Consider the following 15,193-nt stretch of genomic DNA (forward strand, 5'->3'; position numbering starts at 1 on the left):
AGCAGTCTACAGGCACCGGCTGGCCTGGCTCGCGGCGGTTTGTATTGCAGTGTATCTGGCGCGCGACGGATACACAGCGATGCAAAAAGCCACCTGGCTCGATACAGGCGCGATACCTGCGCGGCATTCAATGGCGTCCATCGAGGCAACACAACAGGCCTCGGCAGGTAAACCCATTGAATCGAGGAATCGCCATGAACAGCAAAGCCATCTACGCCGCCTGCCTATTCGCTGCACTGAACATTTGCACACTGTCGGCCCGGGCCGAAAGCAACGTGCAGGCGCAAACCTACGCCTACGGCACCCACCTGGACATCCAGAAAGTGCTGTCCCTCAGCGAAGACACCGAGCCGACCTGCGGCGTGGTCAACGCCCACATGACCTACCTGGATTCGGCAGGCCACAAGCAGGCGTTGGACTACCGCAAGTTTTCCGACAACTGCAGCAACCAGAACTGACCTGCTTTTGTGGCGAGGGAGCTTGCTCCCGCTGGGGCGCGAAGCGGCCCCTTTATTTTCCTGACGTACCCAGTTGTCAGGTCGATTTCGGGGGCTGCTGCGCAGCCCAGCGGGAGCAAGCTCCCTCGCCACAGGGTCTATGTCAGCTTATTATTTTGAGGTGTTGCCATGCTTCTGATCGCTTTTCTCGGCGGGATCCTGACGATCCTCAGCCCCTGCATTCTTCCGGTGGTGCCGTTTCTGTTTGCCCGGGCCGATCGCTCCCGTGGCTCGGTGCTGCTGACCCTTGGCGGCATGGTGCTGACGTTTGCCCTGGTCTCCAGCCTGGCGGTGGTCAGCAGCGAGTGGGTGCTGCGTGCCAGCAGCGTTGGCCGGCAAGTCGCCTTGGTGGTGATGGTGGTGTTTGCCTTGTCGCTGATCTTCAGTCGGGTCGGCACCTGGCTGGCGCGACCGCTGGTCAGCCTGGGCAATCGCCTGGACGCCGGCGCCGGGCGGATGGCCGGGCCTGTGGCTTCAGTGCTGATCGGGGTCGCCACCGGGTTGCTCTGGGCACCGTGCGCCGGACCGATCCTCGGGGTGATCCTGACCGGGGCCATGCTGCAAGGCGCCAGCGCACAAACCAGTCTGCTGCTGCTCGCCTACGGCCTGGGCAGTGCCTTGTCCCTGGGGACGCTGATCCTGGCCGGGCGCGGGCTGGTCGGACGCCTGAAACTCTCGCTGCCGATCACCACCTGGCTGCGCCGGGGAACGGGAGCGGTGGTGTTGCTGGCGGCCGTGGCGATTGGCACCGGGGCGGATGACCGATTGTTGGCGGCGACTTCCTCCCAACAATCGGTCACCTTGGAAAAAAGCCTGCTGGAAAACGTGCCCAAGGCCATCGACTATGTGGTGAGCAAGGCTGGCGCAAGTTCCATGCCGGCCCTCGAATCCCAGGGCACCATGCCTGCGCTGGACGGCGCGGTGCAATGGCTGAACTCACCCCCGCTGAGCAGCGAATCACTCAAGGGCAAGGTGGTGCTGGTGGACTTCTGGACCTACGACTGCATCAACTGCCAGCACACCTTGCCCTATGTGAACGGTTGGGCGAAGAAGTATGAAAAGGACGGGCTGGTGGTGATCGGTGTCCACACCCCGGAATACGGCTACGAGAAGATCATCGACAACGTCCGTGAGCAGGTACGCAAACTGGACATCCACTACCCGGTGGCGATCGACAATCAGTATGCGATCTGGCGCGCCTTCAACAATCAGTATTGGCCGGCCCATTACTTCATCGATGCCAAGGGGCAGGTGCGCTACAGCCATTTTGGCGAAGGGCGCTACGGCGAGCAGGAGCAGGTGATCCAGCAGTTGTTGCAGGAGGCCAAGGCAGGCCAGTGATACCTGTGGCGAGGGAGCTTGCTCCCGCTGGGGCGCGAAGCGGCCCCTTTATTTTCCTGACGCACCCAGTTGTCAGGTCGATTTCGGGGGGCTGCTGCGCAGCCCAGCGGGAGCAAGCGCCCTCGCCACAAAAGCTCACATAGCCACATGTCGGTGCAGCGGTGCTGGCCCCTTGCTCATTTGTATAGGATCAAACTTCTTTTCTTTCAGAAAGTTGGGCGACAAACCTATGCGTATTTCTATGTGGGTCGTGGCGACGTTTCTCCTGGCCGCCGTTTCGCTTGAGGTCCAGGCCAGGGCGCTGACGCAAAACCAGCAGTCGGTGTGCCGCTGGGGTTCGGACATCGCGGCAGGGGCGCAGGCGTCGAAGCTTTCCGGCGTCAGCCTGTACGGCGCGCGCAAGAAGCTGCAAGTACGCAAGTTTCCCCGGCCCTGGATGCGCATGACCGCCCTGGGCATTACCGAGCAGACCTACAACAGCGCCTCGCGTCTCAAGCCGGCCGCAGTCAAGCAGACCTACTACGAACAATGTGTCCGTCATGAACTGGCGCGACGATAGGCCCTCAGGCCGGGCTGCGGCCTGGCATTTCGATGCCATGCAGGTTTACCCGTCGATACAGGGTCGCCCGGGAAATGCCCAGGGCCCGGGCAGCAGCGGTGGGTTTCCAGCGGTGGCGCACCAAGGCATCGAGCAGTGCCTGGCGTTCCGGGCTGGCGCTCGGCTCCGGCCCGTGATCGGCGGCGTCCGTGTGGTGCATTGACTCGGGCAGGTGGCTGAGTTGGACCACGCTGGCTTCGCACACCGCGCACGCATAGCGCAGCACATGGCGCAACTGGCGCACATTGCCCGGCCAGTGATAACCGAGCAGGCATTCCAGCGCCGCGCCGCTCAGTTGCACTGTTGCCCCGCAGAGCGCCGACTCCTCGGCGAGAATTCGATTGATCAACGCCAGCCGGTCGCTGCGTTCGCGCAACGGTGGTAGCTGGAAACGCGCACCACCGAGGCGGAAATACAAATCCTCACGAAATTCGCCAGCGGCCACCAGGGTCTCCAGGTCGCGGTGAGTGGCGCAGATCACCTGGATGTCCACGGCCTTGCGGCGGGAGGCGCCCAGTGGCGCCACTTCACCCTCGGCCAATACGCGTAGCAGGCGGGTCTGCAAGGCCAGGGGCATGTCACCGATCTCATCGAGGAACAAGGTGCCGCCATCGGCCTGTTGCAGCAGGCCCTGCATGCCTTTGGCCGAGGCGCCGGTGAAGGCGCCGGCGACGTAGCCGAACAATTCGCTTTCGATCAGGCTTTCGGGAATAGCGGCGCAATTCAACGCCACGAAAGGGCGATCACGGCGCTGGCTGGCCTGGTGCAACTGCCGGGCGAATACTTCCTTGCCGGAACCGGTTTCGCCCTGGATCAGCACCGGCAGGTTGCGATCCTTGACCCGCACCGCCAGGCGCAGGCTGTCGGCCAGGCGTGGATCGATTTCCAACGGGGTCATCGCCACCCGCGAACGTGAACTGGCCCGCTGGCGTGGCGCGCTCAAGCGCCCGTGCATGGTGTGATCGAGCGAGCAGAGGCTTTCGTCCCGGGCACGGTGCAGCAACTGCTGGTCGAACACCTGGCCGATGTGTTGCGGCAACTGCCCGTAATGCTGCAGCAGGTATTGGCGGGCGGCCGGGTTCAGGGCTTGCAGGCAACCGTCGTCGTCCCAGGCGAACAGGAAGTCCGGCTGGCTGTCGACGTAGCCGGCGTTGCGATGGGCCCGCAGCACCCAGTAACCCTGGGCGCTGCTCATGAAAAACGCCTGTTCGATCTCCCGGGCGCTCTGCACCACCATTTGCCGGATCAGGTGCTGCGAGCGCCGATCATCCGGCGAGCGCACCGCCGAGACGTCCAGCACCCCGAGCAATTCTCCCTGGGGGTCGAAGACCGGTGCGGCGGAGCAGGTCAGGCCAATGAACGCCGCCCGGAAATGGTCGCGCTTGTGCACCGTCACCGGGGCCTTGGCCGTGAGCACTGCCGCCACGCCGCAGGTGCCTTCCTCGCCCTCCGACCAACAGGTGCCCAGGTACAGCCCGGCCTTGCGGCAGTCATTGCGAATCGTGGTTTCCACCCGATAGTCGATGGTCTGGCCCTGGGCATCGGTCAACAGCACGCAGTAGTCGGCATCGCGGACCCGGCCATGGAGGCGGGCCACTTCTTCGCTGGCGATATTGAGGAACAGCTCGGAGCGCTCGCGGCATTGCTTGAGCACGTCCTGGGAGAGGATGCGCGGACCCTGCAGCGAACCGGGGTCCAGGTGATGTTGCTCCAGGGAGCGACGCCAGGAGTCGAGGATCAGGTCCGGGACCGGCAGTTGTGGCAATTGGTTCGCGTTTTTCACCACGCGGCTGACGCAATCCACGTGCGCCCGGGAATGAGCGGAAAGCATAGAGGCCTCCGATTCAGCTTCTTATCGTTGTCCGCACATTAAGCGCCGTTCGCCGGGTCCAGACAAGCTCGACGGGTTCTTCGGGTGGTGTGAGACGCCACGTCTCAGGGTCTCGCCGCAACCTCGTGCAGCCTGACATGGAGCGTCTCACCGGGGCTCGGTTCGCGTCATCGAAAATCCCATGAAGGGCCGCTCTGGCCCGGGCTTTGAGCAGGTTTTTTTCACAACTGGCACCGCCCTTGCTCTACCCCTGGAGCCCGCTCGACGGGTCATCCAATAATAACAACGAGGTGTCTATGGTTTCCTGCCCAGGCCGTGTACCTGCTCTCTCCACGGTGGCGTCATGAGTCGCCGGCCATTGACCGTGGGCATCATCGCCAACCCCGCATCGGGCCGTGACGTGCGGCGCCTGACCGCCAATGCCGGGCTGTTTTCCAGCACTGACAAGGTCTCGGTGATCCAGCGCTTGCTGGCCGCTTTCGGCGCCACTGGCGTCGAACAGGTGTTGATGCCCACCGACATGATTGGCATGGCCGCCGCCGTGCTGAAGAACAGCCACAGCCGCCAGGCCCGCAGCAGCCACTGGCCGGCCCTGGAGTTCCTCGACCTGACCTTGCGCCAGACCGTCGAAGACACCCGTCGGGCCGCACGCCTGATGGCCGAGCGCGAGGTGGCGTTGATCGCCGTACTTGGCGGCGACGGCACCCACAAGGCGGTGGCCGCCGAAGTGGGGGACATCCCATTGCTGACCCTGTCCACCGGCACTAACAACGCCTTTCCCGAACTGCGCGAGGCCACCAGTGCCGGCCTGGCCGGAGGGTTGTACGCCAGTGGCCGAATCCCGGACTCGATCGGCTTGCGCCGCAACAAGCGCTTGTTGGTCTGTGATGCCGGACGTGGCTTGCGAGAAGTCGCCCTGGTGGACGTCGCCGTGTCGTCGCTGCGGTTTGTCGGCGCCCGGGCGATCAGTCGGGCACAGGACCTGGCCGAAGTCTTCGTGACCTTCGCCGAACCGCAATCCATTGGCCTGTCGGCGCTGTGCGGCTTGTGGTTTCCGGTTTCACGCCAGGCCCCGGGTGGCGCCTGGATGCGCCTGGACCCGCAATCCCCCGAAGCGCTGCTGGTGCCGCTCGCGCCGGGGCTGTTGCAGGGCTGTGGCGTGCTCGCCGCCGGCCCCCTGGAACCCGGTGTCGCCCATGGCCTGTCGCTCTCCAGCGGCACCCTGGCCTTGGACGGCGAGCGGGAAATCGAATTCAACGCGCAGGACCGGCCCACGGTCACCCTCGATGCCGGCGGGCCGCTGAGCATTGACGTCAATGCGGCGCTGGCCTACGCCGCGCAACACCGTTTGCTGGCCATCGGCCGCGAACACCCGCAACACCCTCTGAATCTTCAAGAAGACACCCCAGGAGAATAAAAATGTCGACACCGCTCACCCACGATCAACTGCTGCACGCCTACCAGGTGATGCGCACCATCCGCGCCTTCGAAGAGCGCCTGCACGTGGAGTTCGCTACCGGCGAAATTCCCGGTTTCGTCCACCTGTATGCCGGCGAAGAAGCCTCGGCCGCCGGCGTCATGGCCCACCTGGGTGATGACGATTGCATCGCGTCCAACCACCGTGGTCACGGCCATTGCATCGCCAAGGGCGTGGACGTCTACGGGATGATGGCCGAGATCTACGGCAAGAAAACCGGCGTCTGCCAAGGCAAGGGCGGCTCGATGCACATCGCCGATTTCGAGAAAGGCATGCTCGGCGCCAATGGCATTGTCGGAGCCGGCGCGCCCCTGGTGGTCGGCGCGGCTTTGGCGGCCCGGCTCAAGGGCACAGATAGCGTCGCCGTGGTGTTTTTCGGCGACGGTGGCTCCAACGAGGGCGCGGTGTTCGAAGCCATGAACATGGCCTCGGTGTGGAACCTGCCGTGCCTGTTCATCGCCGAAAACAATGGCTACGCCGAAGCCACCGCCTCCAATTGGTCAGTGGCCTGCGATCACATCGCCGATCGTGCGGCCGGGTTCGGCATGCCCGGAGTGACGGTGGATGGCTTTGACTTCTTTGCCGTGCATGAGGCCGCCGGGGCCGCCGTCGAACGCGCCCGTGCCGGGGAAGGGCCGTCGCTGATCGAGGTCAAGCTGACCCGCTACTACGGCCACTTCGAGGGCGACGCTCAAACCTATCGGGCGCCCGACGAGGTCAAGCATTTTCGCGAGAACCAGGACTGCCTGATGCAGTTCCGCGAGCGCACCACTCGGGCCGGCTTGCTCACCGTCGAGCAGTTGGACCAGATCGACAAGGAGGTGGACATGCTGATTGAAAACGCCGTGTACAAGGCCAAGTCCGATCCCAAGCCCTCCGCGGCGGACCTGCTGACCGACGTCTACGTCAGCTATCCCTGAACGCCCCCCTGAATAACAACAATAGAGAATCCCATCATGGCGAGAAAAATCAGTTATCAGCAGGCAATCAACGAGGCCCTGGCCCAGGAAATGCGCCGCGACTCCAGCGTCTTCATCATGGGTGAGGACGTGGCCGGTGGCGCCGGCGCACCCGGTGAAAACGACGCCTGGGGCGGCGTGCTCGGCGTTACCAAGGGGCTTTACGACCAGTTCCCCGGACGCGTGCTGGACACGCCGCTGTCGGAAATCGGTTACGTCGGCGCGGCGGTTGGGGCCGCCACCTGCGGCGTGCGCCCGGTGTGCGAACTGATGTTCGTCGACTTTGCCGGGTGCTGCCTGGACCAGATCCTCAACCAGGCGGCGAAGTTTCGCTACATGTTCGGCGGCAAGGCCTCCACGCCCCTGGTGATCCGCACCATGGTTGGCGCCGGCCTGCGCGCCGCCGCCCAGCATTCGCAGATGCTCACGTCCTTGTGGACGCACATTCCGGGACTGAAAGTAGTGTGCCCATCGTCGCCTTACGACGCCAAGGGCCTGCTGATCCAGGCGATCCGCGACAACGACCCGGTGATCTTCTGCGAGCACAAATTGCTCTACAGCATGCAGGGCGAGGTGCCGGAAGAGCTCTACACCATCCCCTTTGGCGAGGCCAATTTCCTGCGCGACGGCAAGGACGTGACCCTCGTGTCCTACGGGCGCACCGTCAACACCGCCATGGACGCGGCGCGGAGCCTGGCCGGGCGTGGCATCGACTGCGAAGTCATCGATCTACGCACCACCAGCCCGCTGGACGAGGACAGCATCCTCGAAAGTGTCGAGAAGACCGGGCGCCTGGTGGTGATCGATGAGGCCAACCCACGCTGTTCCATGGCCACCGATATTTCGGCGCTGGTGGCGCAGAAAGCCTTTGGCGCGCTCAAGGCGCCGATTGAAATGGTCACCGCGCCGCACACCCCGGTGCCGTTCTCCGATTCGCTGGAAGACCTGTACATCCCTGACGCGGCGAAGATCGAACAAGCCGTGCTCAACGTGATCGAGTGGAGCAAGCGCTGATGAGCCAGATTCATACCTTGACCATGCCCAAGTGGGGCCTGTCGATGACCGAGGGCCGGGTCGATGCCTGGCTCAAGGAGGAGGGCCAGGCCATCACCAAGGGCGATGAAGTGATGGACGTCGAGACCGACAAGATCTCCAGCAGTGTCGAAGCGCCGTTTTCCGGAGTCCTGCGCCGCCAGATCGCCCGGCAGGACGAAACCCTGGCGGTCGGCGCCTTGCTCGGCATCGTGGTCGACGGCGAAGCCAGCGATGCCGAGATCGACGCGGTCATCGAACAGTTCCAATCGACCTTTGTGCCCGGCGATGCGGCCGACGAAGACAGTGGGCCGAAACCGCAGAAAGTCGAATTGGATGGCCGCTTGATCCGCTATTTCGAGCGCGGCGAGGGCGGTACGCCGTTGTTGCTGGTGCATGGTTTCGGCGGCGACTTGAACAACTGGCTGTTCAACCATGAAGCACTGGCGGCCGGGCGCCGGGTCATTGCCCTGGACCTGCCGGGCCATGGTGAGTCCGGCAAGGTCTTGCAACGGGGCGATCTGGATGAGTTGAGCGGCGTGGTGCTGGCCTTGCTCGATCACCTGGACATCAACGCTGTGCACCTCGTCGGGCATTCCATGGGCGGCGCCGTGTCGCTGAACACGGCACGGCTGGCGCCCCGGCGAGTGCGTTCCCTGACCTTGATCGGCAGCGCCGGGCTGGGTTCGGAGATCAACGGCAGCTACCTGCAAGGTTTTGTCGAAGCGGCCAACCGCAACGCCCTCAAGCCGCAACTGGTGCAACTGTTTTCCAATGCCGAACTGGTCAACCGGCAAATGCTTGACGACATGCTCAAGTACAAGCGCCTGGAGGGTGTGGACGCCGCGTTGCAACAGCTGTCCTCGAGGTTATTCGCCGATGGCCGCCAGCAAACCGACCTGCGCGAAGTGGTACAGGCCGGCCAGGTGCCGACCCTGGTGGTCTGGGGCAGCGACGACGCCATCATTCCAGTGACCCACAGCGAAGGATTGAGCGCACAGGTCGAGGTGCTGCCCGGTCAGGGTCACATGGTGCAGATGGAAGCGGCCGAACAGGTCAACTCGTTGATCCTGGCATTCATTGAGCAGCACTGATCAAGCGGGCGGCGAGGTGATTCGTCGCCCCAACAAAACTTCTGGAGGCAACGTCATGAACGTTTCAATCAAGCCGACCCACAGCATGCGCGCCGCTGTCTGGCATGGCCGCAACGACATCCGCGTCGAAGACGTGCCACTGCCGGTTTCGCCGCCCGCCGGTTGGGTGCAGATCCGCGTGCAATGGTGCGGCATCTGCGGTTCCGACCTGCATGAATACGTGGCCGGGCCGGTGTTCATCCCGGTGGACGCGCCACACCCGCTGACCGGGATCAAGGGCCAGTGCATCCTTGGCCATGAGTTCTGCGGCGAGATCGTCGAACTGGGCGCCGGTGTCGAAGGCTTCAGTGTCGGTGAACCGGTGGCGGCGGACGCCTGCCAGCACTGCGGCACCTGCTATTACTGCACCCACGGCCTCTACAACATTTGCGAGAACCTGGCCTTCACCGGGCTGATGAACAACGGTGCGTTCGCGGAACTGGTCAACGTGCCAGCCAACCTGCTTTACAAACTGCCCGCCGATTTCCCGGCCGAGGCCGGCGCGCTGATCGAGCCGTTGGCGGTGGGCATGCATGCGGTGAAAAAAGCCGGGAGCCTGCTGGGCCAGAACGTCGTGGTGGTCGGCGCCGGGACCATCGGCCTGTGCACCATCATGTGCGCCAAGGCCGCCGGGGCGGCCCAGGTGATCGCCCTGGAAATGTCCGGTGCCCGCAAGGCCAAGGCCCTGGAAGTCGGGGCCAGTCATGTGATCGATCCGAACGAATGCGACGCCCTGGCCGAAGTCCGCCGCCTGACCGGTGGCCTGGGGGCCGATGTCAGTTTCGAGTGCATCGGCAACAAGCACACCGCCAAACTGGCCATCGACCTGATCCGCAAGGCCGGCAAATGTGTGTTGGTGGGCATTTTCGAGGAACCGAGCGAGTTCAACTTCTTTGAACTGGTCTCCACCGAGAAGCAAGTGCTTGGCGCGCTGGCTTACAACGGTGAATTCGCCGATGTGATTGCCTTCATCGCCGACGGACGCCTGGACATCTCGCCGCTGGTGACCGGGCGCATCCAGTTGGAGGAGATCGTCGGGCAGGGCTTCGAGGAACTGGTGAACAACAAGGAACACAACGTGAAGATCATCGTGTCTCCTGCACGGATCTGAGAGCGCCCGGGTGGGCGATTTGGCGATGGCCGGCAGCGGCCATCGCATTTTTTCAGGTATAAGCCAGCAGGCGGCCGCAGCAGATCACCGCGATCCATAGCGCCATCGACACCAGCGCCTGGATTCTGGCCAGGCCGGGTGCCTTGTGGCCGATATTCCATTGCTGGACGCCGCGGTAGGTTCCAACGTGGAACACCAGGGCGTTGAGGCCCGCCGTCGCGATCAGGCAGAGCTTGAGGACGAAGACGTCGTTGCCGGCAAAATCATGGGGGTGCGCGCTGAACATCATCAGCCCGGCAGGCACGATCAGCAGCAGGGCCGCAATGGCCCAGGTCAGCAGATGACGGGCCAGGGCGGTCACGGCGATGCCCTTGGATAGCCCCAGGATACGCAGGTCGAACATCACCACCGCGCCCACCAGCACCGAAAAGCCGATGATGTGCACGACTTCCACCAGCGGGTAGAGCCACAGCTCGCTGCGCATGGCCAGCGCCAGGGATGAATCCCCCAGTTGGTCCATCCAGCCTTGGGTCGCGCCAGCCTGGGAGGCCTGCATCAGCGCAACTCGGTGGTCTTGTCGTCGATGGTGATGCGTTCGGCGCGCAATTCGTCGGGTTTGTTGCGGTTTGCATAGCCGACCACGGTGGCCCGGTTACCCGCTTTGAGCATGTCTTTGGTCAGGCCCCGATTCTCCATGCGTGACGGCGGGGCCAGCACGACGGTCCAGGTTTTGTCGGTGGTCTGCAGGTGCACGTAGCCATGGGGATGGGAGTAACCGGCTTCCTTGATGGTGCCGTCGAGTTCCAACGGGGTGCTGGCGTCGTATTCACTCCAGCCGTGGTGAGCGAGTGCTGCCGTGGCCATCAGCATTGACGCCAAACCGATGCAACGAAGGATAACGTTCATGGCAAGGTTTCCTTTTGGGGGCGGTTCAACCAGGCACGTAATCGCGCCAGACCCGCCGTTCATCGAGTTGAAGCCGCTGTTCCTCGTCCTTGCGCAACGGTCGGTCGCAGTCGAGAAAGAACTCATCGAGTTGTGGCGGCTCGACGTGGGTGGCGCTGAGCATGGTGTGGACCTGCCCACGATGATGGATCTGATGTTCGAACAGGTGCAACAGCAGCCGGTCGATTCGTTCGCGCACGACACCGTCGGCCCGCACCAGGTCGACGCAGCGGGCGAGGTCTGTTTCCCGCAGGGCTTCGCAGAACGCCACCAGCCGCTGGTCGGTTTGGGTTTGGCTTTGCTTCAGTTGGGCAAAGGCCAGGGTTTCAGAAAAGTCCTTTATCTGGCCGTCCCGGTCGCCTTCCAGAGCGGTGAGGTAATAACGGTCCACTTCCAGGATGTGGCACAGCGTGGCTTGGATGGACGGGAAGAACCCCGTGCGCGGCGCCTCGTAGTCTGTCTCGCTCAGCTGCGTGCAGGCGCCGAGCAGCCTGTGGTTGGCCCATCGGTTGTTCAGGGCCTGGGCCAGGAAGTAATTCATGGAAAGCCTCATCGAAACGTTGTGGGAATGAGCTTGCTCGCGAAGAGGGACGGCACATCCAGCATAGCCGGCTCTGGCAGACCGCTACCGCGAGCAAGCCCTCTCCCACAGGGTGGGCTTACGGGTTAGGCCGGACCTTAAAGCCCCACATCCGGCAACACCGGCCGATTGGCCATGGCCTTGGCCATGATCTGTTCCACGTACAGCCGGTCTTCCTCTGGCAAGGCCAGGCGCGGTGGGCGGGTGAGGGCGCTGCCGCGGCCGGCGATGGCTTCGCACAGCTTGATGCATTGCACCAGATCGGCGCGAGCGTCCAGGTGCAGGATCGGCATCAACCATTCGTAGATCGGCATCGCTTCGGCGAACCGTCCGGCGCGGGCCAGGCGGAAAATGGTCTCGCCTTCCTGCGGGAACACGTTGGACATGCCCGAGACCCAACCTTCGGCTCCCACGGCGAGGCTTTCCAGCACTACGTCATCGAGGCCGGCGAACAGCACGAAGCGGTCGCCGACTTCATTGCGCACGTCGATGAAGCGCCGGGTGTCGCCGGAGGAGTCCTTGAAACACACCACGTTGTCGCAATCGGCCAGGGAAATCAGGATGTCCGGTGTCACGTCATTCTTGTAGATCGGCGGGTTGTTGTAGACCATCAGCGGCACATCGGCATGCCGGGCTACGTAGCGGAAATGCTCGGCGGTCTCGAAGGGCTTGGAGCCATAGACCAGCGCCGGCATCAGCATTACCCCATCGACGCCGACCTTGCGCACTGCGTTGGCAACCTTGGCGGCTTGCACGCTGGTGAACTCGGCCACGCCGCAGATCACCGGCACGCGGCCGCGAGAGGCATCTACCGCGACTTCGGTCACGGCGATTTTTTCCTCGGCGCTTAAGGAGGTGTTTTCCCCCACCGAACCGCAGACCACCAGGCCGGAAACGCCATCACGGATGACGTTGGAAATCACTTGGTGGGTTTTTTCCAGATTGATGGAAAAGTCATCGTTGAATTGGGTGGTGACGGCAGGGAAGACGCCGCTCCAGTTGATGCGTTTGCTCATGGTTGTCTCCGGTGGTTAACGGTATGTGGCGAGGGGATTTATCCCCGTTGGGCCGCGAAGCGGTCCTGAAATCTGGCGACTCGGTGTATCAGTAGGAACCAGGGGGCTGCTTCGCAGCCCAACGGGGATAAATCCCCTCGCCACAGGGGTGTGTGCAAGTTGAAAGATCATGCGCCAGGCCAGGTGTCCGAAAGCCGATAGCCCTGGGGCCACGGATCGGCCGGGTCGAGCAACAGCTGATGGGTCCCGGTGATCCACGCCCGCCCGGCGATGCACGGGTAGATCGCCGGGCGTCCGGCCACGTCGGTCAAAGAGTCGATGCGGCAGTGGAATTCGGAGCCGATGATCGAGCGGCCGATAAAACGCTCGCCGACCTGCATCAAGCCCTTGGCGTGCAGCACCGCCATACGTGCCGAGCAACCGGTGCCGGTGGGAGAACGGTCGATCTTGCCGGGCTGGATCACCACGGCATTGGCGCCGGTGGCGATGCCGTTTTCCTGGACGATGGGCGCGGCGATCTGGCAGAACGAGATGTGCGACCAGTCGGGGTTCAGCGGATGCACGAAGCCCAATTGTTCGTTGGCGGCGCGGGTGATCTTCAAGCCCACGGCCACCAGCTCGGCGGCCTCAAAGGGGCGAATGGCAAAGCCCAGGCGCTGGGCGTCGACGATGACGAAGCTGTCGCCGCCGTAGGCGGTGTCCACCTGCAACGAGCCCAACCCCTCGACTTCGATCCAGGCATCGAGGCGGTCGGCGAAGGAGGGCACGTTCTTGATCTCGACCCGTTGCACCTTGCCGTCGCGGCAGTCGGCCACCGCTTCGATCAGGCCGCCGGGTGCTTCCAGCACCAGTCGGGTCTGGGGTTCGGTCATTGGCAGGATGCCGCTGTCCAGCAACACGGTGGCGACGCACAGCGAGTTGGAGCCGGACATCGGCGGGGTATCGGCCGGTTCCATGATGATCCAGGCCATTTGCGCCCGCGGGTCCTTGGCTGGCACCAGCAGGTTGACGTGGCGGAACACGCCGCCACGGGGTTCGTTGAGGACAAAGTTGCGCAGGGTCTGGTCCTGGGCGATCCAGCGTGACTGTTCCCACACGGTGGCGCCGGGTGGTGGGGCGACGCCGCCGACGATCACATCGCCGACTTCGCCTTCGGCGTGGCAACTGACGACGTGGATGATTTTTGATGAGCGCATGGATCAAATCCTTGTGTTGTCTGGCGGGGCCTCATCGCGGGCAAGCTCGCTCCCCCATTGAAATGCGTTCCCCTGTGGGAGCGAGCTTGCTCGCGATAGGGCCATCCGCTATTTCACCGACTTGAGAAACGCCGCCGTCTCCGGCTGCATCGGGTTGCCAATCACCTGGTCCGGCGGCCCGATCTCATGGACCCGGCCATTGCAAAAGAACGCCACGCGGTCGGACACGTCCCGGGCAAAGCGGATCTCGTGGGTCACCAGCACCATGGTCATGCCGTCTTCGGCGAGCATGCGCATGGTGTCCAGCACTTCACCCACCAGTTGCGGGTCCAGGGCCGAGGTGGCTTCGTCGAAGAGCATGTAGTCCGGCGACATCGCCAGCGCTCGGGCGATGGCCATGCGTTGTTGCTGGCCGCCGGAAAGCTTGCCTGGGAAGGCCTTGAGCTTGTCCCCCAGGCCCACATGCTCAAGCTGTTGCACCGCCAGTGCTTCGGCGTCCTGCTTGCTTTTGCCCAACACCTTGCGCGGCGCCAGCATCACGTTTTCCAGCACGGTCAAGTGAGGGAAGGCGTTCCATTGCTGGAACACGATGCCGATCTTCTGCCGCAGGCGATTGAGGTCGGTGGCGCGGTCATGGACCTCGATGCCGTCCACGCGAATGTTGCCTTTCTGGATCGGTTCCAGGCCGTTGATGCACATCAGCAGGGTCGACTTACCGGAGCCGGAACCGCCGATGATCGACACCACTTCGCCCTTGTCCACCGTCAGGCTCACACCCTTGACCACTTCCAGGTCACCGAAGGATTTGTGCACGTTTTCGATCTCAATCATTTTCCTGCCACCTTCTTTCCAGGCGTGCGCCAAGGCGGGCGACCACCAGGCTCATGACGTAGTAAATGAGGCCCGCGATGCACAGCACCAGCAGGGGTTCCTGAATGCGCGTGACGATGGTTTGCGATGCCCGCAGCAATTCAACGATGCCGATCCACATCACCAGCGCGGTGTCTTTCATCACGCCCAGCACCAGGTTCAGCCAGCCGGGAAACGCCACCCGCGTGGCAATCGGCAGGACGATGAAGCGCAGGTCCTGCACATAGCTCAGGCCCAGTGACCGACTGGCCCGGCGGGTGCTCAACGGCACCGCCAGCACGCCACCGCGGACGATCTCGGTGAAGTAAGCCGCGGCATAGACGCCGAGGACGATGCAACCGACGGCGAAGGCGCTGAGGTTCAGGCCGGCGATGCTCTTGAGCGAGTTGAACAGCACGAACTGGATCAGCAGCGGCACGCTGCGGAACACGTCCAGCAACCAGGCCAACGGCAGGCTGGCCCGTGGCAACAACGCCCGCAACAGACCGAACAGCAACCCGGCCAGGGTGCCCAAAAGGATCGACCAGACGGTCAGTTGCAGCGTGACCCAGGCCCCTTCGAGCAAATACAGCAGGTCGTTAACGCTGAGGCTTGTAGAGAACATGAC

16 protein-coding genes are annotated in these 15,193 nt (G+C 63.5%); 8 read left to right on the forward strand and 8 right to left on the reverse strand.

Features of this window, described 5'->3' with window-relative positions; translation table 11 throughout:
- The first annotated feature begins 194 nt into the window (after positions 1-194).
- From BLO97_RS21140 to BLO97_RS21150, 3 genes are all read left to right on the forward strand, one after another.
- Entirely contained in the window at positions 195-458 is a 264-nt protein-coding gene (locus BLO97_RS21140; RefSeq protein WP_092145848.1) for a DUF2790 domain-containing protein, read from the forward strand.
- A gap of 168 nt (positions 459-626) precedes the next feature.
- Entirely contained in the window at positions 627-1,838 is a 1,212-nt protein-coding gene (locus tag BLO97_RS21145; protein WP_092145846.1) for a cytochrome c biogenesis protein DipZ, read from the forward strand.
- Positions 1,839-2,067: 229 nt separating this feature from the next.
- Positions 2,068-2,397, forward strand: coding sequence for a hypothetical protein (locus tag BLO97_RS21150; protein WP_063320798.1), 330 nt, complete (start codon positions 2,068-2,070; stop codon positions 2,395-2,397).
- Between the two features lie 4 nt (positions 2,398-2,401).
- Here the strand turns inward: BLO97_RS21150 and BLO97_RS21155 are convergent, their stop codons facing one another.
- Positions 2,402-4,267, reverse strand: a complete 1,866-nt coding sequence (locus BLO97_RS21155) for a sigma-54-dependent Fis family transcriptional regulator (protein WP_092347834.1) — start codon at positions 4,265-4,267, stop codon at positions 2,402-2,404.
- A 343-nt stretch (positions 4,268-4,610) separates the two neighbouring features.
- On the opposite strand from BLO97_RS21155, the gene BLO97_RS21160 reads away from it, so the two are divergent.
- The 5 genes from BLO97_RS21160 (at position 4,611) to BLO97_RS21180 (ending at position 9,979) form a co-directional block, all read left to right on the forward strand.
- Positions 4,611-5,684 (forward strand): ATP-NAD kinase family protein, encoded by a 1,074-nt coding sequence (locus tag BLO97_RS21160; RefSeq protein WP_092347837.1) that lies wholly within the window; start codon positions 4,611-4,613, stop codon positions 5,682-5,684.
- A gap of 2 nt (positions 5,685-5,686) precedes the next feature.
- Positions 5,687-6,664 carry a thiamine pyrophosphate-dependent dehydrogenase E1 component subunit alpha gene (locus BLO97_RS21165; RefSeq protein ID WP_063320801.1) on the forward strand — a complete coding sequence of 326 codons (978 nt, stop codon included), beginning with the start codon at positions 5,687-5,689 and terminating at the stop codon, positions 6,662-6,664.
- Between the two features lie 36 nt (positions 6,665-6,700).
- On the forward strand, positions 6,701-7,717 hold the full coding sequence (locus BLO97_RS21170; protein WP_014339122.1) for an alpha-ketoacid dehydrogenase subunit beta: 1,017 nt from the start codon (positions 6,701-6,703) through the stop codon (positions 7,715-7,717).
- Positions 7,717-8,829 (forward strand): acetoin dehydrogenase dihydrolipoyllysine-residue acetyltransferase subunit, encoded by a 1,113-nt coding sequence (locus tag BLO97_RS21175; RefSeq protein ID WP_092225197.1) that lies wholly within the window; start codon positions 7,717-7,719, stop codon positions 8,827-8,829. The genes BLO97_RS21170 and BLO97_RS21175 overlap by 1 nt, the downstream gene beginning before the upstream one ends.
- An 85-nt stretch (positions 8,830-8,914) precedes the next feature.
- Positions 8,915-9,979, forward strand: coding sequence for a 2,3-butanediol dehydrogenase (locus BLO97_RS21180; RefSeq protein WP_225917632.1), 1,065 nt, complete (start codon positions 8,915-8,917; stop codon positions 9,977-9,979).
- A gap of 52 nt (positions 9,980-10,031) precedes the next feature.
- Here the strand turns inward: BLO97_RS21180 and BLO97_RS21185 are convergent, their stop codons facing one another.
- From BLO97_RS21185 to BLO97_RS21215, 7 genes are all read right to left on the reverse strand, one after another.
- The gene (locus BLO97_RS21185; RefSeq protein WP_092225202.1) at positions 10,032-10,535 is read right to left on the reverse strand and encodes a DUF6644 family protein; all 504 of its coding nucleotides are present in this window, start codon (positions 10,533-10,535) and stop codon (positions 10,032-10,034) included.
- On the reverse strand, positions 10,535-10,885 hold the full coding sequence (locus BLO97_RS21190) for a DUF6152 family protein (RefSeq protein WP_092145832.1): 351 nt from the start codon (positions 10,883-10,885) through the stop codon (positions 10,535-10,537). The genes BLO97_RS21185 and BLO97_RS21190 overlap by 1 nt, the downstream gene beginning before the upstream one ends.
- Positions 10,886-10,910: 25 nt before the next feature.
- A complete protein-coding gene (locus tag BLO97_RS21195; protein ID WP_092347843.1) occupies positions 10,911-11,465 on the reverse strand; it encodes a DinB family protein in 555 nt (184 codons plus the stop codon).
- Between the two features lie 137 nt (positions 11,466-11,602).
- Entirely contained in the window at positions 11,603-12,520 is a 918-nt protein-coding gene (locus tag BLO97_RS21200) for a dihydrodipicolinate synthase family protein (RefSeq protein ID WP_063320805.1), read from the reverse strand.
- 167 nt (positions 12,521-12,687) lie between these two features.
- Positions 12,688-13,716: a trans-3-hydroxy-L-proline dehydratase gene (locus BLO97_RS21205; protein WP_092145828.1), complete on the reverse strand. Its 1,029-nt coding sequence runs from the start codon at positions 13,714-13,716 to the stop codon at positions 12,688-12,690.
- Between the two features lie 108 nt (positions 13,717-13,824).
- Positions 13,825-14,547 carry an amino acid ABC transporter ATP-binding protein gene (locus BLO97_RS21210; protein ID WP_063320807.1) on the reverse strand — a complete coding sequence of 241 codons (723 nt, stop codon included), beginning with the start codon at positions 14,545-14,547 and terminating at the stop codon, positions 13,825-13,827.
- Positions 14,540-15,190, reverse strand: a complete 651-nt coding sequence (locus BLO97_RS21215; protein WP_003202560.1) for an amino acid ABC transporter permease — start codon at positions 15,188-15,190, stop codon at positions 14,540-14,542. Before BLO97_RS21215 ends, BLO97_RS21210 begins: the two co-directional genes overlap by 8 nt.
- Between the last annotated feature and the right edge of the window lie 3 nt (positions 15,191-15,193).

The sequence above is a fragment of the Pseudomonas sp. NFACC05-1 genome (assembly GCF_900100135.1).
GTDB classification, from domain to species: Bacteria; Pseudomonadota; Gammaproteobacteria; order Pseudomonadales; family Pseudomonadaceae; genus Aquipseudomonas; species Aquipseudomonas fluorescens_Q.